The following is a 21,208-nucleotide window of genomic DNA, read 5'->3' as shown; positions in this document are numbered from 1 at the left end:
ATACCGACAAACGAGCTGGCCGGGCATCAACCGGCCGGCCATTACCCTCGCAATTACGTGCACACGGGCGAGTAACGCGGCGAGTTAAGTTCCACTGGCGAGCGTCCGCCAGTTGGATTGCTCAGCTAATGCATCTCAACAGCAGGCCGGTTTTCAAGGAAGAGGTGGATGATTGCCTCGCGCTTGCATGGCTCAATCCCGTTCCGGCCATTTGGCGCGATAGCGGATTTCGCTGCCGTCGGGAATCGGCTGCCCCGGACCCGAGCTCGGAGGCATGCGGGGCCATGGCTGACAGTCCGATGCGGCAGAGCCGGCCAGGCTGGCCCGTGTCGGCATCAATGCCCGATGATGATCTCCGGCACTTTCCCGGCCGGCGGCGTGTTGCGGCTGCGCTGGGTGCGGACGATGCCGTCGATGATGGTCATGCCGATGCCGGGGAGATCACCGAGCTGCACGCTTTCAAGGATGTTCTTGCCGGGCGAATGCTGCGCCTTGTCCATCAGGACGAAGTCTGCTGAGCGGCCGACTTCGATGATGCCGCAGTCGAGCTCGCGCATGCGGGCGGTGTTGCCGGTGGCAAGGCAGAAGGCGAGTTCGGCGGGCAGATCGCCGAGCGATGACAGCATCGACACCATCCGCAAGATGCCGAGCGGCTGCACGCCGGAGCCTGCCGGCGCATCGGTGCCGAGGATGACGCGGTTGAGGTCGCCCATCTCGCGCGCGATGCGCAGCGTGAACAGCGCCGAGCGCTCGTTGCCGTTGTGAACCAGCTCCAGCCCGCGCTTGCAGCCCTCGCAGATGCAGCGGATCTGGTCGTCGGGCAGGGCCGTGTGGCCACCATTGATGTGGCCGACCACGTCAGTATCGGCTTCCAGCACGACGTCCTTGTCGATCAGGCCGGATCCGGGAATTGAAGGTCCGCCGGTGTGGATGGTGCTCTGGATTCCATACTTGCGCGCCCATCCCACCATTTTCCGCGCGGTCGGGCCGTCCTTGACGCCGCCGAGGCCGACTTCGCCAAGCAGTTTGACGCCAGCCGCGGCCAGCTCCTTGAAATCGTCCTCGACCATCTCGCATTCGATCACCGGCGCGCCGGCATGCACCTTCACGCCGCCAGGGCGGAGCGTCCAGAATGCGCGCTGCGCGAAGATCGCCATCGCCTTCAGGCCGACGACGTCGCGGGGGCGGCCGGGCATATGCACCTCACCGGCGGAGATCATGGTGGTGACGCCGCCGTGGAGGTAGCTGTCGATCCAGTTGGTCTGGTTCTGCCGCGGCGTCCAGTCGCCGGCGACGGGATGGACATGGCTGTCGATCAGGCCGGGCGCGACGGTGGTGCCGTTGGCGTCGACGACGGTGGTGGCGCCCTCGGTGTTGACGTCCTTGAAGCGGCCGATCGCAGTGATCCTGCCGTTCTCGGCCACGATCGTGTCGCCGTCCAGGATCGGCTTCTCCAGGGCCCCCGACAGCAGCAGCCCGATATTGCGGATCACCAGCTTGCTCGGGCCGGTCGCCTGGGGTGCATCGTGGGCCATGGTTTTTCCTTTTGGTTCAATGCCTTCGCTGGACATTCTGCCCGGCTTGACGATCGGATCAAGCTGGATTATTCATTTGTATACGAACGATCGTATACGAATGATTGAACCGGTCAATCCGGCTTGCAGGTCAGGGAACGGTGCGATGAGCAATTTCAATCAGGAAAGCGTGCTGAGCGTCCATCACTGGACCGATACGCTGTTCAGCTTCACCACCACGCGCGATCCCTCGTTCCGTTTCCGCAACGGCGAGTTCACCATGATCGGGCTGAAGGTCGGCGAGAAGCCGTTGCTGCGCGCCTACTCGGTCGCCAGCGCCAATTACGAGGACCGGCTCGAATTCTTCTCGATCAAGGTGGCGGACGGACCGCTGACCTCGCGCCTCCAGCACTTAAAGCAGGGCGACGAGATCATCGTCAGCCGCAAGGCGACCGGCACACTGGTCATCGACAACCTCGAAGACGGCCGCAACCTCTATCTGATCGGCACCGGCACCGGGCTGGCGCCGTTTCTTTCCGTGATCAAGGATCCCGAGACCTATGAGCGTTTCGAGAAGGTGGTGCTGCTGCACGGCTGTCGCCGAGCTCGCGTATGGCGAGATGATCACCGAGAAGCTGCCGAACGACGAGCTGATCGGTGAATACGTTCGCAACCAGCTGGTCTATTACCCGACCGTGACGCGCGATCCCTTCCGCAACCGCGGCCGCATCACCGACCTGATTACGTCAGGTAGGCTCTTCGCTGACATTGGTCTCGACTCGCTCGATCCCGCCCATGACCGCGTCATGATCTGCGGCAGCCCGGCGCTGGTGACGGACACGCGGGCATTGCTCAACGGCAAAGGCTTTGTCGAGGGCAATCACGGCGAGGCCGCGCAGTTCGTGGTCGAGAAGGCGTTCGCGGAGCGCTGAACGTCAACTGCTTAGGGCCGCACCGCCGGTGCCTCCAGCGGCATGCCGCGGGCGCGCGACATCAAATACAGTTCAAGCTCGACCAGTTCCGGCGCGCCGTAATCATAGGCCTGCGCCCTTATGCCCGTGATGCAGGCGCGCAGGCGACGCTGCAGCGATCCCAGCGACTGCCATTCCAGCCGGTAGAGCGGATATCCGGTCGGGTGTCCCTGCGTGATCGCCGAGCCGGCGAGCCGCTTATCCCAGTTGTCGTCATGGCAATTGGCGCAGCTGAGATTGAGCTGCCCTTGCCGCTGCATGTAAAGCTCGTGCCCCTTGGCGATGAACGGCACGAGCTGCGGGTCGGCGCCGGTTTCGATTGGTACGCCTTGCGACTGCCGCGCGACAAAGGCCGTGAGCGCCAGTAGCTCGCGGCTCTCGAAGGGCAGCGGCGTCGCCTGCTGTTGGTTGGTGCGGCACGAATTGATGCGCTGCTCCAGATCGAGGGGACGGCCGGTTGCCTTGTCGAAGGCGGGGTAGCGGGCGGCTACCCCCTTCATGCTGGTGCGGGCATCGCTGTGGCAATCGGCGCAGGCCTTGTTGGCAGTGCCAGCCTTGCGCTTCCAAAGCGCCTCGCCGTCGAGCACCCAGAGCATGCCGGGATTGGCGGTATCCTCATCCTGCATCGCTTTGGTGTCCGGCTTCATGAAGTCGTAGCCGGAGCGGCGGTCGGCTTGCGGGATTGCGGCGGCGAAACCAGTGTTCGCGATCAGCAGCACAGCGGCTATGGCGCCGGCAAATCTCATTCGACCGTGATCGACGCCGACGCGGTTTCGGAAAACCCCTGGTCGCCGGTCCATTCGAAGTCGAACTTGCCGCTCTCGGTCGCGGTGGTGAAGAAGGTGATGAAGGGGTTAGCTGATATCGCCGGAAACAGGTCGGCGCGGAAAATCTCGGCGCCGTTGAAGCGGCACGTAAAGCTCGTGATGATGTCGCGCGGAACGACTTCGCCTGCAGCCGTATGGCGATAGCCGGTTTCCATGATGTGCGACATCAGCGTCTTGATCTCGATGATATCGCCGCGTTTGGCTTTCGCTGGAACGTTGATCAGTGCCGAGGCCATCAGATCACATCCTCCGTGCAGGCTGCCAGCGTCACCACGACGTCGACACTGGCCGACCAGAACGACCCGTCCGAGAGCCTTGCGATCGCGACGATCTTCTGGCTGTCGGCGAGACGGACGCGGGTCGAAACCTGCGCGCGGCCGTTATGCGGGCCGAGATGGAAATTGGCGAAGTTCGGCTGCGGGTTCTTCTCGTTGAAGACATGAATGCTCCGGACGTGATCCTCCGGGGCCATCGGGTGGTTGACGCTCACCGTCATCGGTACCGTGTTGCCATTCTCGACCAGCGGCGGGATGTCGAGCTTGACCTTGCCGGTCTGCACCGCCGCGCCGCCGGTGACATTCTGGATGGCGGAGGCCAGCATCGCGGGCGTCGCCTCCGCGGAACGAACAATCACGACGGGGAGCGTGCCGAGCACGGCTGCGCCGCCGGCGAGGCCGAGGAACTGGCGGCGTGATGTATCAGGTGGTCGGTGCATCGCTTCTTCCTATTCGCGCAAGCTTACGAGATACGCCACGATATCCTCGATCTGTTCGGCCGACAGGATCGGCTTGCCACGCCACAGCGTCCCGACGCGATCGAGGCCGTCCACGCGGTAATAGGACGGCATGATGGTCGCGGCATTGAGACGGGACGCGTCCACCAGCCGGAGCCGAAGCTGGCCCTCGGACGCGTGGCTGCCGGAACCGGAAAGATCAGGCGCCAGGTCGCCCTGGAATTTCTGCTCGGGAAATGGGCCGCTGTGGCAGAGGATGCAAGTGCTGGAACGTTCGACGACAAGGGCGCGCCCGCGCGCCGCATCGCCAACCGCGCCCGTTAGTGAGCGCGGAATGGCATCTCCGACGACGGCATAGCTGCGAAGGTCCTGCGCGGCGACGCCGCCAGGCAGGGCAAGCAGCGCTCCGGCAAGGAGCGGTGCCGATATGCGAAATCCTTCTCTAGCCAAAGACTTCCGCCGTGATGGTCGCGAACCAGGCTTGCGCATAGTCGGCTTCGCGCGCGCGGAAATCGCGAGGTACATCCACCGGACTGACGCCGCCGGCGCCTTCGACATCGGCCAGCAATCCGTTCTTCGGTTGGTACACGCCGGCAACCGAGATGCCATAATCGGGCGCCGCCAGACTGTAGCAGGTGTTGATCAGTTTCGGCGTGGCCGGCGATCCACCCGACAGCAGCGTGGCAATGGCGGCCGCGCAAACCTTGGCCTGCGCATTCGCCGTGAATGCGGATTTTGGCATGGCGCCGGCAAGACAGGCATCGCCGATGACATGGATGTTCGGCACCGATTTGGATTCGAAGGTGACGGGATCGATCGCGCACCAGCCGGTATTGTCGGTCGCGCCTGCGATAGTGGCGATGCGGCCGGCCCGCTGCGGCGGAATGACATTGGCAACCTTGGCGGTGTGGTTGCCAAAATCGGTGATCAGCGTGTTGGTCGCGGGGTCGACGGCGTTCACCTTGCCGCCCTGCGACAGCGATATCCATTCGACCATTCCCGGATAAAGCTCTTTCCAGGCGTTCTGGAACAGGCGCTGCTTGGAGAACGTGTCCTTTGCGTCGAGGATGAGCAGCTTCGAACGCGGCTTTTTGGTTTTCAGATAATGCGCAATCAGGCAGGCGCGCTCATATGGGCCCGGCGGGCAACGGAAGGGATTGGCGGGCGCCGCGATCACCACCAGGCCGCCATCGTCCATGGCTTCGAGCTGTTTGCGCAGCAGCAGCGTTTGTTCGCCGGCTTTCCAGGCGTGCGGCATCTTCGCCGCGGCGGCTTCGTCGTAGCCCTGCAGCGCGTCGAAACGCAGATCGATGCCGGGAGACAGCACCAGCCGGTCGTAGGATAGCGAGGTGCCGTCGGCGAGGCCTATGGTCCGCGCCGCTGCATTGACGGCCGTTGCCGCCTGCGCCACCACGGTCACGCCGGTGGCGGAGAACTTGTCATAGCCGAATTGTTGCTGCTCGATCGAACGCAGCCCGGCAATGACGTTGTTGCTGAACGGGCAGGCGATGAAGGTCTTGTTCGGCTCAACCAGCGTGACCTGCAATTTCGGGTCGATCTGTTTCAGCGCGCGGGCACAACTCGCGCCGCCGAAGCCGCCGCCGATCACGACGACACGTGCCGCGGATTGCGCGAACGCGGGCAGGGGAAACGTCAGTGCCGTTACGGTGGCCGCGCCGGCGCCACAAAACGCCCGGCGGCTCATGCGATGGTTTACACCCATGCCGGTGCTCCCATTATTTCTGTGCCGCGAGCCACGTCGCAATCGCGCGCAACTCGTCGTCGGAGAAGCCTTTGGCAATGCGGTTCATCACGGTGGCGGGAAGCGAGCCGTCGCGAAATCCAGCCATTGCGGTCGTGATCTCGCCGGCGTCGCGGCCGTACAGCCGCGAAATAGACGAGGTCACCGTTGCGCCGGCGGCGTGACAGCCGGAGCAGGATGCCGCGCCAGGCGGAGGTGGGGAAGCCGCCAGCACCGGCAGGCCCGATGCCACAATCGTTGCAATCCCGAGGATGACAGACAATGTTTTCATCAGCGCATCTCCGGATGGTGGAGCGGCGGCCCTAGGGCCGCCGCTGGCCGTTGTCAGGCAAAGGTGATGTTCTGGTCCTTCAGCGGCACCGAGCGTATGCGTTTTCCGGTTGCCGCGAAATAGGCGTTCAGCACCGCTGGCGCGGCAACACCGATCGTCGGCTCTCCGACGCCGCCCCAGAAGCCGCCGCTCGGCACCATGACGCATTCCACCTTCGGCATCTCGGCAATCCGCATCGAGTTGTAGGTGTCGAAGTTGGTCTGCTCGATCTTGCCGTCCTTCACCGTGCAGCCGCCATAGAACAGGGCGGACAGGCCATAGACAAAGGACCCCGCGATCTGCCGCTCGACCTGCGCCGGGTTGACGACGTAGCCGGGATCGGTCGAGGCGACGATACGATGCACCTTGATCTTGCTGCCTTCGGTGACGGAGATTTCGGCGGCACCCGCGACATAGCTGCCATAGCCCATCACCTGCGCAATCCCGCGATAGACGCCTTGCGGCGCGGGCGTGCCCCATCCGATCTTCTCGGCCACGGCGTTGAGCACGGCAAGATGCTTCGGGTGCTTGCTCATCAGCTTGCGACGGAATTCCACCGGATCCTGGCCGACCGACAGCGCCAGCTCATCCATGAAGCATTCCATGTAGATCGCGTTCTGGTTCACGTTCACGCCGCGCCAGAAGCCGGGCGGAACGTGGGGTTGCGCATGGAATGCTCGACCAGCAGGTTCGGCACGGAGTAGCCGATCGCGGCGTCGCCGGAAGGACTGAGGCCCTGGAACGCGGCCGTATCCATGCCGTTCACCAGCGCCGCCGGACGCACCGTGTACAGGATCGATTGACCGGACAATCTCACGTGCAGCGCCGTGAGATTGTTGTCGGCATCGAAGGCCCCGGTCATTTTGCATTGCGTGACCGGATGAAACTTGCCTTGCGCCATGTCCTCTTCGCGTGACCACAGCAGCTTGACCGGCGTTCCCGGCATCTCCTTGGCGATCAGAACCGCCTGCCGGACGTAGTCAGTCATGCCGCGACGGCCGAAGCCGCCGCCGAGGATAAGCTTGTGTACCTCGCATTTTTCGGCCGGCAGGCCTGAGGCTTCCATGGTGGCGGCGAACGCCGCTTCGCCGTTCTGTGTACCGCACCAGACCTCGCATTTGTCCGGTGTATAGAGCGCCGTGGCGTTCATCGGCTCCATGGGCGCATGGTTCTGGTAGGGATAGTTGTAGACCGCTTCGACCTTCTTGACGGCGCCAGCAATCGCGGCCTTGGCGTCGCCGTTCTGGTTGCCGATGTAGGCCGGCTGCGCGTTGTCGAGACCTTCGGCCAGCCACTTTGCGATCGACTCGCTGGAGACTTTTGCGTTCTCGCCTTCGTCCCAGACGATCGGCAGCGCATCGAGCGCGGTCTTGGCGTGCCACCACGTATCGGCAACGACGGCGACACTGCTGTCGCTGACGCGCACGACCTTCTTGACGCCCTTCATGCCCATGATTTTGGCTTCGTCGTAGCTCTTCAGCTTGCCGCCGAACACGGGGCAATCCTTGATCGTGGCGTTGAGCATGCCGGGCAGCTTGACGTCGGAGCCATAGATCATCGCACCCGTCGTCTTGTCGACAGTGTCGAGCCGCTTCACGCCCTTGCCAATGATCTTCCAGTCCTTGGGATCTTTCAGCTTCACCTCGGCCGGCGGCTCGAGCTTCGCCGCGGCTTCAACCACCTTGCCGTAGGTCGTGGTCTTGCCGGACGGCGTATGGGTGATGACGCTGTTGGCGGCGGTGCATTCCGAGGCCGGCACCTTCCACTCGTTCGCGGCCGCCTGCACCAGCATCACGCGCGCGGTGGCGCCGCCCTTGCGGACATAGTCCTGGCTGGACCGGATGCCGCGGCTGCCGCCGGTCGAGAAATCGCCCCACGCGCGCTTGCGTGCGACACTTTGACCCGGTGTCGGATATTCGGTGACGACCTTCGACCAGTCGCATTCGAGTTCTTCGGCGACGAGCTGGGCGAGGCCGGTGAGGGAGCCCTGTCCCATCTCCGAGCGGGCAATGCGAACCACGGTCGTGTTGTCGGGGCGGATCACCACCCAGACATTGACTTCGGGCGAGCCGTCGGCGGCGCGAACCACGGTTGGTCCGCCGAAGGGAATATCGAGGCCGATCGCGAGACCGGCGCCGGCGGCAGCCGTGCCGATCACGAAGCCGCGGCGAGTGAGTTTAGGCATGACGTGCTTGTTCATGGCGTCCTCCTCAAGCGTTCGCGGCGGCGTGGATCGCCTCGCGGACCTGCTGGAAGGTCCCGCATCGGCAGATATTGGTGATGGCCTCGTTGATGTCCTGGTCGGTCGGCTTCGGCTTCTCGTTGAGAAGCGCTGCGACCGCCATGATCATGCCGGCCTGGCAGTAACCGCATTGCGGAACGTCGTTGGCCACCCAGGCCTGCTGCACCTTGTGCAGCGCGCCATTGCTGGCGAGACCTTCGATCGTGGTGATCTGCTTGCCGACGGCTTCGCTGACCGTGACGCCGCAGGAGCGCATCGCGACCCCGTCGACATGCACGGTGCAGGCGCCGCATAGTGCAATGCCGCACCCGTATTTGGTGCCGGTCAGCCCGACGTTCTCCCGGATTGCCCAAAGAAGCGGCGTGTCGTCTTCGACGTCCACGCTGATTGATTTGCCGTTAATTGTGAGGTTTGCCATCGCGTATCCCCTGTTCGCTCAATCCACCGAGTGAGCTGCGTGCGGGAAGATGGCCTGCAACTTGGAATAGTTCAAATCAAGAAAAAGCGCGCTTGCGAGCCGGAAGAAATTTGATCCGCCGGTGTTACGGGGCCTTGCGGAATCGTCATGGCTGTCATGTCCGTTCTGCGCCCACAGCCAGGCGCAGGAAACTCATCAGGCTTCCGAGCGCGGCAAATCCGGCACCGAGCATCAACGCCACCGTCGCGCCGTGGTGGCCGGCGAGGGCAAAGCACAGGGCCGCGAGCGCAGCGCCGAGCGTCTGTCCGGTCAGCCGGGCGGTCGCGACGATGCCGCTCGCGCTTCCACTGCGATGTGGCGGTGCGCTCGACATCAGTGCCCGCAAATTAGGCGTTTGAAAGAATCCGAATCCGATCCCGCAAATCACGGTGCGCCAGACGATGTTGGCGATGCTGGGGTCCGGCGGCAGCGTCGCGAGCAGCGCCATGCCAATGCCGAGCAGCACCAGACCAATGCCGCCGAGGATGCCGACAGGATAGCGGTCGGACAGGCGGCCTCCGATCGGCGCCATGATCGCCACCACCAGCGGCCAGGGCGTCATGAAGAAGCCGGTCTCCACCTGCGACCGGTGCAGCACATCCTCGAAGTAGAAGGGCAGCGAGACGAAGGCCAATCCCTGCACCGCGAATGCACAGACCGACGTGGCCGCCGACAGCGCGAACATCGGCCGCCGGAACAGGTCGATCGGCAACATCGGCGCCGGATGGTCCGCATCTCGGCGCATCATGATCCAGCCGAGCAGCAATGCAGCGCCAAGCGCCAGACCGACCAGGGCGGGAGGCGCCTGATGCGCCGCGCTGCCGATGCCGATAATGAAGAGTCCGAGGCAGCTTGCGGTCAGCGCTGCGCTCGCAAAGTCGAACGCGTGCTTGGCGCGCGGCGTTTTCGGCAAGGTCTTCAGGCCGATCCAGATTGCGATCATCCCGAAGGGGATATTGATCGCGAACAGCCACGGCCATGTACCGATCGCAAGGATCGCGGAGGCAATCGTCGGGCCGAACGTGAACGCCGTTCCGACCACCAGCGCGTTGTGGCCGAAGCCGCGGCCGAGCATATGAGTCGGGTAGACGAAGCGGACCAGCGCCGCGTTCACGCTCATGATGCCGCTGGCGCCTAACCCCTGCAGTGCGCGGGCAGCCGTCAGGCTGGGCAGCGACCATGCCAAGGCGCAGCCGAGCGAGGCCAGCGTGAACAGCACGAGGCCGCCGATATAGATTCGCTGATGGCCGACGATTTCGCCGAGCGCGCCGAGCGGCAGCAGCGTCGCAACCAGCGCGATCTGATAGATGTTGACCACCCAGACCACGTCGGCCGGGCTGACGTGGAGATCGGCGGCGATGGCGGGTAGCGCAACGTTGGCGATCGCCGTATCCAGCGAGGCTAGCGCCAGCGCGGTAAAGATCGCCGCGACCGCCCAGCGCCGGAGTTCCGGGGGCAGGCCGTCGATCGGCGCAGGGGCGGGTGGCTTTGCGGTCGTATCCAGTGACATCAGGTCGGGCTCTCCACGCCGGGGGGCGGTCGCGCCCTTTGCGGCGTGTACTACGGACGCTGCACGGGCCACAGGCACGCCGCTGCATGATGCGTATGCGAAGCAACTGTCGGTGTCGGAAAAAGTGGCTCCCGCGCCATATCCGCGCGCCGACTTTCGGATACCTTTCCGCGCGCCGGGCAATCGACTAGGCTTCCCGCGCATCGCGACCGCAATTCCATAAAAAGACGGTCACCGGCGAGGGGAAGCGCGTTGAACGGACAGGTGAGCCGGCGCAGCGAAGTCATGCGTAGCGCCAGTGAGGGGCAGCGCGCGTGGGCCGGCTCGTGGGTGACGCTCCTGCTGGCGATCCTCGGCTTTCTCGTCATCTATCCGATCCTGATGCTGCTGCTCGGCGCGCTCACCGACACCAATCCGGTGGTCGAGGGCATCTCGCTCAGTCACCTCTCGGTCACGAACTTTCTCACCGTACTGGCGAACCCGAATGTCGCCGAGGCGCTGGCGAACACGCTGATCGCCTGCGGCGGCGGCACCCTGATCGCGGTTGTGATCGGACTGTTGTTCTCCTGGATCGTCGTCCGCACCAATACGCCGTTCAAGGGGGTTATCGCGGCAGCCAGTATTCTGCCGCTGTTCGCGCCGCCGCTGGTCGCGGGCGTCGCATGGGCGATCCTCGGCTCGCCTAAAACGGGCCTGATCAACACCATGTTCAAATGGATCGGGCTGGACTGGCGCGTCGATTTCTATTCGATGTGGGGCCTGGTGTTCGTGTTCGGCATCTACTACGCGCCGTATGTCTATATGTTCACCGCTTCAGCGCTGCGCAACATGGATCCGAGCCTGGAGGAGGCCGCCGAGATTTCCGGCGCCAGCGCGTTCGCGACACTGTTCACGGTGACGTTTCCGCTGATCATGCCAGCGATCGTCTCGGGCATGCTGCTGTCGTTCATCGTGATGCTCGGCATCTACGGCATTCCGGCGGTTCTGGGCGCGCCGACCAACCTTGCCGTGCTGACGACCTATATTTTCAAGCTCACCAACTGGTCGCCGCCGCTCTACAACACCGCCGCTGCGGTCGCGATCATCCTGATGGTCGTCACCGGCCTGCTCGTGTTCCTGCAGCACAAGGTGCTGAGCGGCCGAAGCTATACTACCGTCGCCGGCAAGGCGTTCCGTCCGCGCAGCCTGGATCTCGGGCGCTGGCGCTGGTTCACCTTCGGCCTTGGCGTCGTCTATCTCCTGGTCGTGGTGGTGCTGCCGTTGCTCGCGCTTATTGTCGCGGCATTTCGAAAATTCATGTTCATCCGCGACGTCAGCAGCCTGTTCGATGCCAGGCAGTATTCCCTGATGCATTTCCACAGCATCTTCGACAATCCGCTGACCATGCGCTCGATCTATAACTCGGTCGAGGTCGGCATCATCACCGCTGTGGTCGGCGGCGCGCTCGCGTTTGCCATCGGCTACACTATTCACCGCACCCAGGTGACGGGCCGGCGCTGGATCGACGTGATTTCGACCCTGCCGGTCGCGATCCCCGGCCTTGTGGTCGGCGTCGCCTATCTCTGGGCATGGATCGGCATTCCAGGCGGTCTCTACGGCACGATCTGGATCCTGGCGCTGGCGTTCATCGCGCGCTTCATGCCGGATACGGTCAAGTCGTTGTCGACCTCGTTCCTGCAGATTCATCGCGAACTCGAGGAAGCGGCCTGGGTCTGCGGCAAGGGTGTGCTGGGCACCATCAGGACGATCGTGCTGCCGCTGGCGCGGCCGGGCGTGGTCGCCTCGATGACGCTGTTGTTCGTGCTCGCGATCCGGGAACTCGGCTCGTCGCTGTTCCTCTACACCAGCAACACCATGGTGATGTCGGTGCTGTTGCTCGACTATTACGAAGGCGGAAACCTCGGCAAGACCGCCGCGTTCAGCCTGGTGCAAACCGTTCTGCTCGGCGTTCTCATCGGCGGCGCCAATTGGCTGTCGCGTGGTGCGGCGCAGAGCAGTGTCGCCCGAACCGGATAACAAAGACGAACGGGAGGATTGGCTATGACTGGAAGAATCTTCACCAACATTGCAATCGCCGGCATCACCGCTTTTGCATTGGCATGGAGCGGAGCGGCGCGGGCGCAGGAATTCGGTTCGCCCGAACTGATTGCGGCGGCGAAGGCCGAGGGCAAGCTGGTGTACTACACCGCGAACTTCGCCGAGGTCGAACAGCAGGTCATCAAGGCGTTCAACAAGCGGTTCCCCGAAATCAAGGTCGAGATGGTGCGCGCGCCGGGCGGTCAGCTCATCACCCGCGTGAAGACGGAAGCCGCCGCCGGAAAGCTGATCGCCGACGTGGTCGATCATTCCGACCGCGCGCTGATGCAGCCCCTGGCGGACATGTTCCAGGATTACGCGCCGCCGAATGCCGCCGACTACAATCCCGAAGCGCAGATCGCACCGCAGCTCTGGCCGCGTGTCACGCTGGTATGGTCGATCGCCTACAACACCGAGCTGGTAAAGAACCCGCCTAAAACCTGGATGGACCTTACCAAGCCCGAATACAACAAATTGACCGGGCAGGTCATCGCGCCGTCGGGCGGCACCACGTGGACGCGGGTGATGTTCGAACGCCAGGTGCTCGGCGAGGATTATTGGGCCAAGCAGGCAGCGACCCGTCCGGTCCTTTATCCCTCAGGCGCGCCGATGTCGGATTCGCTGGTACGCGGCGAAATCGCCATGGGGCCTTTGCTCTATAACGCGATCTATCCGAAGCAGAAGGACGGTGCGCCGATCCAGATCTTCTTCCCGCCGGAAGGTGCACCGGTCAATCCTTATGCGACGGGCATTCCAAAGACCGCTGCGCATCCCAACGCTGCAAAACTGTTTTTGAACTGGTGCCTGTCGAAAGAGGGGCAGACCTTCATGATCAAGGAGCTCGGCAACCTTACATCACTGAAGGTGCCGCCGGCCTATCCGGAAGGCTTTGATCCCAAAGTCGTCAAGGTGTGGTTTCCCAAGTTCGACGAGTATGTGAAGCTCCACGCGGCCTGGGTAGCCGACTGGAACAAGACCTACGGCTACGCGCAATGATCGTCACAGGGAAACCATCGAACCGATGACGGCAACCCTCGAAGTCACCGACCTGCGCAAGCAGTTTGCGATCGGCCGGCCGGCGATCGACGGCGTCAGTTTTGGCGTGCCGGCCGGCGAGATCGTGGTCCTGCTCGGCCCCTCCGGCTGCGGCAAGACCACGACGCTGCGCTGCGTTGCCGGACTGGAGCATCCGACCTCGGGCGAGATCAGCATCGCCGGCAGGGTGGTCTCGTCGCCCGAGCGCGGGATTCTGGTGCCGCCGCGGTTGCGCGATCTCGGCATGGTGTTTCAGTCCTATGCGGTGTGGCCGCATATGACGGTGCGGCAGAACGTGGTCTATCCACTCAAGCACCGAAAGCTTTCGCGCGCCGACGCCCGCCGCAAGGTCGACGAGGCGCTCGAACTGGTCGGCCTGTCGGAATATGCCGAAAGGCCGGTGGTCGCATTATCAGGCGGTCAGATGCAGCGCGTGGCGCTGGCGCGCAGCATCGTGTATCGGCCGCAATTGCTGCTGCTCGACGAGCCCTTGTCGAACCTCGATGCCAAGCTGCGCCTTCGGTTGCGCGACGATCTTCGCGTGATCCTCAAGCAGACCGGGATGACGGCGCTGTATGTCACCCATGACCAGGCCGAAGCGGTGGTGCTGGGCGACCGCATCGGCGTGATGCGCGACGGCAAGCTGTTGCAGATGGATACGCCGGACGCGATCTATAACCGTCCGGCGGATCTCTTCGTCGCCAATTTCACCGGCGCGACCAACGAGCTCGCGGGTACGCTGGTGTCGCGCAACGGCCAATTCGGCACGGTCGATTTTGGCGAGGGACGAAGGGGCGAGGTGGCCTTGCTGCACCCGCTCGGTCCGGACGAAAAGGTGCGCGTCGCGCTGCGACCGGAAAACATCACCATCGGCCAGCATAACGGCGCCAACATCTTTCCCGCCCGCGTCCTCGACCGCCGCTATCAGGGCACGCAGACGGCCTACGGCATCGAACTGTTCGGCCGGCGACTGGAGGTGGTCGAACTCGGCACGGCCGCCCGTCATCAGGTGGGTGTCGAGACCAAGGTTTCACTGCCGAAGGAGAGTTGCTGGGCCTATCGCGATACCGGGCCCATGGCGTATGAGTAGTGGGCTCAGGCGCTTGGGCTCAATCCCAGGCTCGCATAAATCCTCCGTGCATAGGCGCCGAATTCGTCCGTGGTCTTGATCGGCAAGTCGCGCGGGAATGGCAGCTCGATCGGGAAATATTCCGCCATCCGCGCCGGGCCTGCGGTGAGCACGGCGCAGTGCGACGCGAGGAACACCGCTTCCTGGATGCTGTGCGTCACGAACAGGATGGTCTTGCCGCTCTCGCGCCAGATCCGCAGCATTTCGAGATTCATCTGTTCGCGGGTGAGCGCATCGAGCGCGCCGAACGGCTCATCCATCAGGATCAGTTTTGGATCGTGGATGAACGCGCGCGCAATCGCGGTGCGCTGCTGCATGCCGCCGGACAATTGTTGCGGATATTTGTCTTCATAACCGGCGAGCCCGACCAAGTTGAGCAGATCGCGCGCGCGCGAGCGCGCTGCTTTCATCGGCAGGCCGACGATTTCGGCCGGCAGCAGCACGTTATCGAGAATCGTTCGCCATTTCAGCAGCAGAGCTTGCTGGAACACCATGCCGATATCGCGGGCGGGATCGAACGGCGTTTTCGCATTGCCGATTTTGATGGTGCCGCCATCGGCGTCATGCAGCCCGGCCAGGATCTTCAGCACCGTGGTCTTGCCGCAGCCGGAGGGGCCGACCAACGAAACCAGCTCGCCTTCCTGCACATCCATGGTGACGTCGGAGACGGCGAGGAATTCCGCGCCCTTGGACCGGTAGACCTTGCGGACGTTTCGCAGGCTGATGAAGGGTTCGTCGGCGCTCATGCCAGCCATTTCTGCAAGTTCGCCTTCACGAAGGCGTCGTCGGAGAGATCGGCATGTTCCCGGCAGACGCGGTCGATCTCGGCCATCTGCCCGGGGCTGAGCCCTTCGGCGTGATCGAGGCACCACAGCCCCTGCATCAACCCCTGCCGACGCAGGATTTCATGGCAACCGGCGATGCAGCCGTGAAAATTATTGGCGACATCGAAGAACGCGCTGTTGCAATCGGTGACGCGCGCGTCGAGCGCCAGGAGATCGGCCGGCACGCTGTCCTTGCCGCGCGCGGCCTTGCACCGCTCGAACTGCTTCATTGCACTCGCGGTCCATACCGACCAGTGCCCGAGCAGGCCACCTTTGAAGTAGGCGCGGGTGGTGACGCCGTTGTCGCGCAGGTCGAACGGCAACATGAGATCGAGCAGGATGTGATCGTCATTGCCGGTATAGAGCGCGACGCGGTCGAGTGCGCCGGCCGCCGCCACCCCGCGCAGGACGTCGAGTGTCCGATAGCGGTTGAACGGCGCGATCTTGATGGCGATGACGTTGTCGATGGAAGCGAAGCGGCGCCAGAAATCGGCGCTGAGGATGACGCCGCCGACGGCCGGCTGCAGGTAGAAGCCGACCAGCGGAATTTCCCGCGCCACCGCCTCGCAATGCGCGATGATCTCGTCTTCGGATGCCGATTTCATCGCGGCAAGGCTGAGCAGGCCGGCGTGGTAGCCGATGTCGTGTGCCGTTTGCGCCTCCTCGATGGCTTGCTGGGTCGGACCCGCGAGCCCCGCGACCATCGCTACCGGTCGCTTGGTCCATGAAGCCGCGGTCTCCGCCGCCAGCTCCAGCACCGGCCGGTACAGGCCGACGTCGCGGATCGCGAATTGCGTGGTGTGGACACCAACCGCCAATCCGCCGGCGCCGGCATCGAGATAATAGCGCGTTAGCGCGCGTTGATGCCTGATATCGAGCGCGCGGTTGGCGTCGAGCGCGAGCGGATGCGCCGGGAGTACCGTGCCCTCGGCGATCAGCTTGCGAATGTCGGCTTCGATTTCGCTATGGTGCATGACGGCGCTTCCTATCCAAATTCCGGGCCGGCGACGGCGAACGGCAGTTGCGCAGGCGGCGCGGTGAGGCGGCCAAAGCGCATGCGCTGAAACGGCCGCTCGATGTTCCAGCCTGACTGAACAAGCCCGTTCAGAAACTGTTCCTGGGAATGGACGGCGTCGATCAGCCAGGGCCCAGTCTCGGAGTGGACGATGGCATCCACCAGCGCGAGCGCCTGATTGGCGCGATCGGCCAGCAGCGGACCGATATGACGCGCGGTGCGTCCATTGCGGACGAGGGCCACGGCCCGATCATCAGACACGATGCGAGAGCCCGGGCGCGCGGAAAATTCCGACAGCAATGTGCTGCGGTCGAATCCCATGGCGCTGCCATCGCGTGCGGCCAAGCCGTCGAGGTTGCCGGCCGATAGTGGCCGTGTGGCCGTGGCGGCTTGCGGCTTCTGCAGCCGCAGCCGTCGCAACTGCAGCGTCGGCACGAAGCCGAGCGGACCGTATACGGTGGCGCCGGCCGGTGTCGCGTCCAGCCAGGTCGTCAGGCCGCGTCGCTTCGCCAAATCGAGGCAGGCATCGACGAGCTTGGTCGCAATACCGCGGCGGCGAAAGTCCGCGGTCACCAGTACCATGCTGATCCAGGCGTTGCCCGCGGAGTAGGGCAGCAGTGCTGCGCTTGCGACCAACCGGTCGCCCTCACGCAAGCCGAACACGGCTCCCTTGCTCAGGAAAAATCGCCAGTCGGCCTCGTTCTGGTTCCAGCCTGCTTCGGCCGACAGCGTCAGCCCGGCCCGCGCGTCGTCAACGCCGAGCTCGACGATGTCGATCGGCTCAATAGCGGCCATCGCGCACCTCATATTTGGTGGGCTTGCCGAGGCTCGGCATCGATCGCGACACCCAGTCGGCGGTCCAACTGATGAGCTGCTCGGTATCGACGACCGGCAGGCCGACCAGTTTCACCGCCTGCGACGTATCGGTCAGCCACGCCGTCGGCTCTTCCTTGCCGGTGATCACGGGTGCGCGGCCAAAACGCTGGCCGAATTTCGCGGCGAGATCGCGCACGGCGAGAATCTCGTGGCCGCTGACATTGATCGGTGAGGTCGGCGTATCGCAATGCGCCAGACACCGCAGCGCCTGTGCGGAAGCGTCGCCCTGCCAGATAAAATTGACGTGGCCGAGGCTGACGTCGATCGGCTTGCCCTGCAGAACCTTGCTGGCGATGTCGTGCAGCACGCCGTATCGCATGTCGATCGCGTAGTTGAGCCGGAATAATCGTCCGGGCGTCGAATACTTCTTCGAAAAATACTCGAACATGCGTTCGCGCCCGACGCAGGATTGCGCGTATTCGCCGGGCGGGTTGGGTGGCATGTCCTCAGCCGAGCCCTTGCCGTTGACGGGCACGAACGGATAGACGCAGCCGGTCGAGAACGCGACGATGCGCGAGCTGGCAAAAGCCTGCGCCACGAGCGCAGGGACGTGCGAGTTCATCGCCCAGGTCAGCGAGAGGTCGCCCTCGGCGCCGAACTTGCGCCCGGCCATGAAGACGATATTCGCAATCTTCGGCAGCGCGCTGATGGCAGCTCCGTCGAGCAGATCGCAACTGATGGTCTCGACACCGCGGGCCTGAAGCCAGTCTTGGACGCCGGCATCGCTGAAGCGCGCGACGCCGATGACCCTGCGATCCGGCACAGCGGCTTTCGCAAGGCCGGCCAGGGTTGGCCCCATCTTGCCGGCAACACCCAAAATCATGATATCGCCGTCGACCTTGCGAAGATCGTCGATCAGCGCCTGGCTCGGGCGGCACAGCAAGTCGTCGAGGGCTGCGATATCGGCAATCGTTGCGGGCAGCGTGTCGCGGGTCAGCAGCATGTTTCTTCCCTTGTTACTGCAACCGGATGTCGCGGACGACGAACATCCGCTCCAGGCCGAGCACGAGCCCGTACAACGCCACGCCCAGCAGCGTCAGAAGCACGACAGCCATGACCATCGCCGGCGTATCGAGCGAGGACTGCACCTGAATCATGAGGTAGCCGAGCCCGCGTTCGGAGGCGATGAACTCGCCGACGATCGCGCCCGCCACCGCCAGGATCGCGCCGACCTTCATCCCGGAAAACACGTAAGGCAGCGCCCCCGGCAACTGGATTTTCCGGAACAGCGTCCAGCGCGAGCCGCGCAGCGATTTTACCAGGTCCAGCAAATCAGGCTCGACCTCGCTCAACCCGCGTGCGGTCGTCAGCAGGATCGGAAAGAAGCAGATCGAAAACGCGATCAGGATGTTCGGAAAGATGCCGTAGGAGAACCAGACGATGAACAGCGGACCCAGCGCCACCTTTGGAATCATGTTCAGCGTCACGAACAGCGGCAGCAGCAACAGGCTTATCAGCGGCGACCAGGTGAACATCACCGCCAGCATGATGCCGACCAGCGCACCAAGGCAGAACCCGCCGAGAATTTCGACAGCCGTCACCGCGAGATTGGAAAGCCACGCATAGCCGGGCGTGCCGAGCGTCGCGATGGTCGCAAGCGGCGAGGGCAGGATGAATTTCGGCACCTGGAAGGCGTCGACCAATACCTGCCACAGCACGATCACGGCCAGATGCACGATCAGGATGATCGCGAAAGACCGTGCCGATCCGCCGTCACCGCTGAACACCGTGCGCTCCCTTTAGACGCGCGGCCGGTTCCCGGCCGCGTGGCGGCAATCTTATCGCGGCCTCTCCCGGTAATCAACCATCTGGTTGATTAGGGTCGCAGCGAATGCATCACCAGATCGACCACGTGCCTGCGGCGGGCCTGCCGGGCGGCCCGGCTCGCCAGGTCCTTGCCGAAGATCGCCGACAGGGTCGGCGTATTCGAAAAGTAGAAGTAACTGAGCCCGGCAATCGAGATATAGAGGTGTACGGGGTTGATACCTTTGCGGAATATGCCTGCCTTGACGCCCTCGCCGAGAATGGTCGAGACCAGGCTGACCAGTGGCGAATGCATCGCCTCGAGTTTGCGCGAGCCGCGCACGTGCCGGGCGCCGCCACGGTTCTCGTCGTTCAGCAGCACGATGAAGTCGGGATGCGCGGCGAGGTGGTCGAAGGAACTCTCGATCAGCTTCTTGATCGCCTGTTCGGGCGGCAATCCCTCGAGATTGAGCTTGCGCTCCTGGGCGCGGATCTCCTCGTAGACCCATTCGAGCACCGCCAGATACAGCGCGTCCTTGTCGCCGAAGTAGTGATAGACGAGTTGCTTATTGACGCCCGCGCGCGCGGCGATCTCGTCGACCCGGGCCCCGGCAAGGCCGCTGCTGGCGAATTCCCGCCGCGCCGCCGTCAGCAGTTTCCTGCGGGTGGCGGCCGGATCGCGCCGCTGCGGCTTGGTATCGTCGATGCGTTTTTTGGGCATTTCCAACCAAATAGTTGACAAGTCGTCTGGTCCCTTGTTGCATTGGTAGCGTCACAGGAACGCGGCGACAAGATCGGGTTGCAGAACGAGGAGGGTGCAATGAAGGTTTTCAGAATTGCGGGATTGGCGCTTGCGCTGGCTCTACCGGCTGCGCCCTGCGGAGCCGCCGAAGCCGTCAACCTGATCCTGAACTGGACGCCGACGGCGGATCATTCGCCGTTCTATTACGCCAAGGCGCAAGGCTGGTACGAGAAGGCCGGCATCGACCTGACGATCGAGGTCGGCAAGGGGTCCGGCGTCTCCTCGCTGAAGGTCGGCTCCGGCGGCTCGCCGTTCGGCATCGCAGATCTCGCAACCATGCTGGTGGCCAAGAGCAAGGGCGCCGACGTGGTGGCGCTGATGAGCATCTACGCCAACACCGGGCAGACCTTCTACTGGCTGAAGAGCTATGGCGTGAACGGGCCGAAGGATTTTCCGAACCACAAGATCGGCAATCCGCCGGGCGACGCCTCGCGGGTGATGTGGCCGGCCTTTGCCAAGGCCGCCGGTATCGCGCCCGACTCGGTGAGCTTCGTCAATGTCGGCCCGACCGCCAAGATCGCGGCGCTGAAGAGCCACACCGTCGATATCATCAGCGACTTCTATAATGAGCACGATCTCAAGGTGATCGAGTTCGGCACCGATCTCGGCTACGTCAACTGGAAGGATATCGGGCTCAATCCTTACGGCAACTCGCTGATCGTCAACGGCGCGTATCTGGCGAAGAATCCGAAGCTGGTCGAGGAGTTCGTCAAGATCAGCCAGAAGGCCTACGCCGCCTGCGTCGCCGACGTCGCGCCCTGCCTCAAGGCGCTGCTCGATGCGGCCTCCGGCCTCGACAAGGAAAACCAGCAGCGCCAATGGGAGCGCATCAAGTTCCTGATGACGGACGAATTTACAACGACCAAGGCATTGGGCTGGATCGACGCCGAACGCATGAAAAAGGACTACGAGCTGGTGCAGACCTATCTCGGCATGGAAAAGCCGTTCGACGTGAATACCGCGTTCTCGGTCAAGATGCTCGATACGTCGATCAAGATGGATGCCAGCAAGGTCAAGAAGTAGGGCTAGGCATCCAAGCCGTCGTCATCGAGCGATCGCGCAAACGCTAAGCCGGTACTATTGGCACGATATTGCGCTCGCGAAGAGCTCTTCGAGCTCGGACCAATCGTCAAGCACGGTACGATAGATCCAGCGGTAGTAGTGCTTCCTGCGGGCAGTCTCTTCCGCGCGCTCATGCGTCAGGAACTGGGAGGCTGCCTCGATCTCCAGCCAGTTCACGAGCAGGTGCAGGTAGGTGGAGTACTCGTCGTTTGCCCCTTCTGGGAAACCCACTGGCGCCGCTGGATAGCGGCGCTTTAGTTCGCCTATCAGAGAGGACTCCGGTCCCGCACAGCCCAGCCGCTCCGTGTACCAGTGCATTT

20 protein-coding genes and 2 pseudogenes are annotated in these 21,208 nt (G+C 63.6%); 5 read left to right on the top strand and 17 right to left on the bottom strand.

Features of this window, described 5'->3' with window-relative positions; all coding sequences use genetic code 11:
• Nucleotides 1-335: 335 nt before the first annotated feature.
• Nucleotides 336-1,535 carry an amidohydrolase family protein gene (locus IVB22_RS19860; protein ID WP_247518970.1) on the bottom strand — a complete coding sequence of 400 codons (1,200 nt, stop codon included), beginning with the start codon at nucleotides 1,533-1,535 and terminating at the stop codon, nucleotides 336-338.
• 145 nt (nucleotides 1,536-1,680) lie between these two features.
• Here IVB22_RS19860 and IVB22_RS19855 point away from each other — a divergent pair.
• A pseudogene (locus IVB22_RS19855) lies at nucleotides 1,681-2,446 on the top strand (ferredoxin--NADP reductase).
• A gap of 11 nt (nucleotides 2,447-2,457) precedes the next feature.
• On the opposite strand, the gene soxA reads toward IVB22_RS19855, so the two are convergent.
• From soxA to IVB22_RS19810, 9 genes and pseudogenes are all read right to left on the bottom strand, one after another.
• Nucleotides 2,458-3,231: a sulfur oxidation c-type cytochrome SoxA gene (gene soxA, locus IVB22_RS19850; protein ID WP_247518969.1), complete on the bottom strand. Its 774-nt coding sequence runs from the start codon at nucleotides 3,229-3,231 to the stop codon at nucleotides 2,458-2,460.
• Nucleotides 3,228-3,548 carry a thiosulfate oxidation carrier complex protein SoxZ gene (gene soxZ, locus IVB22_RS19845; protein WP_247518968.1) on the bottom strand — a complete coding sequence of 107 codons (321 nt, stop codon included), beginning with the start codon at nucleotides 3,546-3,548 and terminating at the stop codon, nucleotides 3,228-3,230. The genes soxA and soxZ overlap by 4 nt, the downstream gene beginning before the upstream one ends.
• A complete protein-coding gene (locus IVB22_RS19840; RefSeq protein ID WP_247518967.1) occupies nucleotides 3,548-4,027 on the bottom strand; it encodes a SoxY-related AACIE arm protein in 480 nt (159 codons plus the stop codon). Before IVB22_RS19840 ends, soxZ begins: the two co-directional genes overlap by 1 nt.
• 9 nt (nucleotides 4,028-4,036) lie before the next feature.
• Complete coding sequence (gene soxX, locus IVB22_RS19835; protein ID WP_374207569.1) at nucleotides 4,037-4,495, bottom strand: sulfur oxidation c-type cytochrome SoxX; 459 nt, start codon at nucleotides 4,493-4,495, stop codon at nucleotides 4,037-4,039.
• On the bottom strand, nucleotides 4,488-5,768 hold the full coding sequence (locus IVB22_RS19830; protein WP_247518966.1) for an NAD(P)/FAD-dependent oxidoreductase: 1,281 nt from the start codon (nucleotides 5,766-5,768) through the stop codon (nucleotides 4,488-4,490). The genes soxX and IVB22_RS19830 overlap by 8 nt, the downstream gene beginning before the upstream one ends.
• A 13-nt stretch (nucleotides 5,769-5,781) precedes the next feature.
• Nucleotides 5,782-6,078, bottom strand: a complete 297-nt coding sequence (locus IVB22_RS19825) for a cytochrome C (protein WP_247518965.1) — start codon at nucleotides 6,076-6,078, stop codon at nucleotides 5,782-5,784.
• Between the two features lie 53 nt (nucleotides 6,079-6,131).
• Nucleotides 6,132-8,317 (bottom strand): annotated as a pseudogene (locus IVB22_RS19820) (molybdopterin cofactor-binding domain-containing protein).
• A gap of 10 nt (nucleotides 8,318-8,327) precedes the next feature.
• Complete coding sequence (locus IVB22_RS19815) at nucleotides 8,328-8,777, bottom strand: (2Fe-2S)-binding protein (RefSeq protein WP_247518964.1); 450 nt, start codon at nucleotides 8,775-8,777, stop codon at nucleotides 8,328-8,330.
• A 154-nt stretch (nucleotides 8,778-8,931) separates the two neighbouring features.
• Nucleotides 8,932-10,326, bottom strand: coding sequence for an MFS transporter (locus IVB22_RS19810; RefSeq protein WP_247518963.1), 1,395 nt, complete (start codon nucleotides 10,324-10,326; stop codon nucleotides 8,932-8,934).
• A 285-nt stretch (nucleotides 10,327-10,611) separates the two neighbouring features.
• Here IVB22_RS19810 and IVB22_RS19805 point away from each other — a divergent pair, with 285 nt between their 5' ends.
• From IVB22_RS19805 to IVB22_RS19795, 3 genes are read left to right on the top strand one after another with little or no spacing between them, the layout of a single operon-like run.
• Nucleotides 10,612-12,342 carry an iron ABC transporter permease gene (locus tag IVB22_RS19805; RefSeq protein ID WP_247518962.1) on the top strand — a complete coding sequence of 577 codons (1,731 nt, stop codon included), beginning with the start codon at nucleotides 10,612-10,614 and terminating at the stop codon, nucleotides 12,340-12,342.
• Between the two features lie 24 nt (nucleotides 12,343-12,366).
• Complete coding sequence (locus IVB22_RS19800; protein WP_247518961.1) at nucleotides 12,367-13,398, top strand: ABC transporter substrate-binding protein; 1,032 nt, start codon at nucleotides 12,367-12,369, stop codon at nucleotides 13,396-13,398.
• Nucleotides 13,399-13,423: 25 nt separating this feature from the next.
• On the top strand, nucleotides 13,424-14,527 hold the full coding sequence (locus IVB22_RS19795) for an ABC transporter ATP-binding protein (protein ID WP_247518960.1): 1,104 nt from the start codon (nucleotides 13,424-13,426) through the stop codon (nucleotides 14,525-14,527).
• Between the two features lie 5 nt (nucleotides 14,528-14,532).
• Here the strand turns inward: IVB22_RS19795 and IVB22_RS19790 are convergent, their stop codons facing one another.
• From IVB22_RS19790 to IVB22_RS19765, 6 genes are all read right to left on the bottom strand, one after another.
• Nucleotides 14,533-15,321, bottom strand: coding sequence for an ABC transporter ATP-binding protein (locus IVB22_RS19790; protein WP_247518959.1), 789 nt, complete (start codon nucleotides 15,319-15,321; stop codon nucleotides 14,533-14,535).
• A complete protein-coding gene (locus tag IVB22_RS19785) occupies nucleotides 15,309-16,364 on the bottom strand; it encodes a dihydrodipicolinate synthase family protein (RefSeq protein ID WP_247518958.1) in 1,056 nt (351 codons plus the stop codon). Before IVB22_RS19785 ends, IVB22_RS19790 begins: the two co-directional genes overlap by 13 nt.
• Before the next feature lie 11 nt (nucleotides 16,365-16,375).
• The gene (locus IVB22_RS19780) at nucleotides 16,376-17,200 is read right to left on the bottom strand and encodes a GNAT family N-acetyltransferase (RefSeq protein ID WP_247518957.1); all 825 of its coding nucleotides are present in this window, start codon (nucleotides 17,198-17,200) and stop codon (nucleotides 16,376-16,378) included.
• On the bottom strand, nucleotides 17,187-18,224 hold the full coding sequence (locus IVB22_RS19775; protein WP_247518956.1) for an NAD(P)-dependent oxidoreductase: 1,038 nt from the start codon (nucleotides 18,222-18,224) through the stop codon (nucleotides 17,187-17,189). The genes IVB22_RS19780 and IVB22_RS19775 overlap by 14 nt, the downstream gene beginning before the upstream one ends.
• A 13-nt stretch (nucleotides 18,225-18,237) precedes the next feature.
• Nucleotides 18,238-19,008 (bottom strand): ABC transporter permease, encoded by a 771-nt coding sequence (locus IVB22_RS19770; protein WP_247518955.1) that lies wholly within the window; start codon nucleotides 19,006-19,008, stop codon nucleotides 18,238-18,240.
• A gap of 89 nt (nucleotides 19,009-19,097) precedes the next feature.
• Nucleotides 19,098-19,745: a TetR/AcrR family transcriptional regulator gene (locus IVB22_RS19765; protein WP_247518954.1), complete on the bottom strand. Its 648-nt coding sequence runs from the start codon at nucleotides 19,743-19,745 to the stop codon at nucleotides 19,098-19,100.
• Nucleotides 19,746-19,844: 99 nt separating this feature from the next.
• On the opposite strand from IVB22_RS19765, the gene IVB22_RS19760 reads away from it, so the two are divergent.
• Entirely contained in the window at nucleotides 19,845-20,849 is a 1,005-nt protein-coding gene (locus tag IVB22_RS19760) for an ABC transporter substrate-binding protein (protein ID WP_247518953.1), read from the top strand.
• Nucleotides 20,850-20,903: 54 nt separating this feature from the next.
• On the opposite strand, the gene IVB22_RS19755 is transcribed toward IVB22_RS19760, so the two are convergent.
• Nucleotides 20,904-21,206, bottom strand: a complete 303-nt coding sequence (locus IVB22_RS19755) for a hypothetical protein (RefSeq protein WP_247518952.1) — start codon at nucleotides 21,204-21,206, stop codon at nucleotides 20,904-20,906.
• Between the last annotated feature and the right edge of the window lie 2 nt (nucleotides 21,207-21,208).

Source organism: Bradyrhizobium sp. 190 (assembly GCF_023073415.1).
Taxonomy (GTDB): domain Bacteria; phylum Pseudomonadota; class Alphaproteobacteria; order Rhizobiales; family Xanthobacteraceae; genus Bradyrhizobium.
The sequence above is the reverse complement of the archived record's forward strand: the minus strand, read 5'-3'. Positions and strand labels throughout refer to the sequence as shown.

Coding starts and splice junctions, on each gene's coding strand:
- IVB22_RS19795 (WP_247518960.1), top strand. CDS start 13,424: ATGACGGCAACCCTCGAAGTCACCGACCTGCGCAAGCAGTTTGCGATC.
- IVB22_RS19760 (WP_247518953.1), top strand. CDS start 19,845: ATGAAGGTTTTCAGAATTGCGGGATTGGCGCTTGCGCTGGCTCTACCG.
- soxA (WP_247518969.1), bottom strand. CDS start 3,231: ATGAGATTTGCCGGCGCCATAGCCGCTGTGCTGCTGATCGCGAACACT.
- IVB22_RS19765 (WP_247518954.1), bottom strand. CDS start 19,745: ATGCCCAAAAAACGCATCGACGATACCAAGCCGCAGCGGCGCGATCCG.
- IVB22_RS19800 (WP_247518961.1), top strand. CDS start 12,367: ATGACTGGAAGAATCTTCACCAACATTGCAATCGCCGGCATCACCGCT.
- IVB22_RS19860 (WP_247518970.1), bottom strand. CDS start 1,535: ATGGCCCACGATGCACCCCAGGCGACCGGCCCGAGCAAGCTGGTGATC.
- IVB22_RS19780 (WP_247518957.1), bottom strand. CDS start 17,200: ATGGCCGCTATTGAGCCGATCGACATCGTCGAGCTCGGCGTTGACGAC.
- IVB22_RS19775 (WP_247518956.1), bottom strand. CDS start 18,224: ATGCTGCTGACCCGCGACACGCTGCCCGCAACGATTGCCGATATCGCA.
- IVB22_RS19755 (WP_247518952.1), bottom strand. CDS start 21,206: ATGCACTGGTACACGGAGCGGCTGGGCTGTGCGGGACCGGAGTCCTCT.
- soxZ (WP_247518968.1), bottom strand. CDS start 3,548: ATGGCCTCGGCACTGATCAACGTTCCAGCGAAAGCCAAACGCGGCGAT.
- IVB22_RS19810 (WP_247518963.1), bottom strand. CDS start 10,326: ATGTCACTGGATACGACCGCAAAGCCACCCGCCCCTGCGCCGATCGAC.
- IVB22_RS19815 (WP_247518964.1), bottom strand. CDS start 8,777: ATGGCAAACCTCACAATTAACGGCAAATCAATCAGCGTGGACGTCGAA.
- IVB22_RS19840 (WP_247518967.1), bottom strand. CDS start 4,027: ATGCACCGACCACCTGATACATCACGCCGCCAGTTCCTCGGCCTCGCC.
- IVB22_RS19805 (WP_247518962.1), top strand. CDS start 10,612: ATGCGTAGCGCCAGTGAGGGGCAGCGCGCGTGGGCCGGCTCGTGGGTG.
- IVB22_RS19790 (WP_247518959.1), bottom strand. CDS start 15,321: ATGGCTGGCATGAGCGCCGACGAACCCTTCATCAGCCTGCGAAACGTC.
- IVB22_RS19830 (WP_247518966.1), bottom strand. CDS start 5,768: ATGGGTGTAAACCATCGCATGAGCCGCCGGGCGTTTTGTGGCGCCGGC.
- IVB22_RS19825 (WP_247518965.1), bottom strand. CDS start 6,078: ATGAAAACATTGTCTGTCATCCTCGGGATTGCAACGATTGTGGCATCG.
- IVB22_RS19785 (WP_247518958.1), bottom strand. CDS start 16,364: ATGCACCATAGCGAAATCGAAGCCGACATTCGCAAGCTGATCGCCGAG.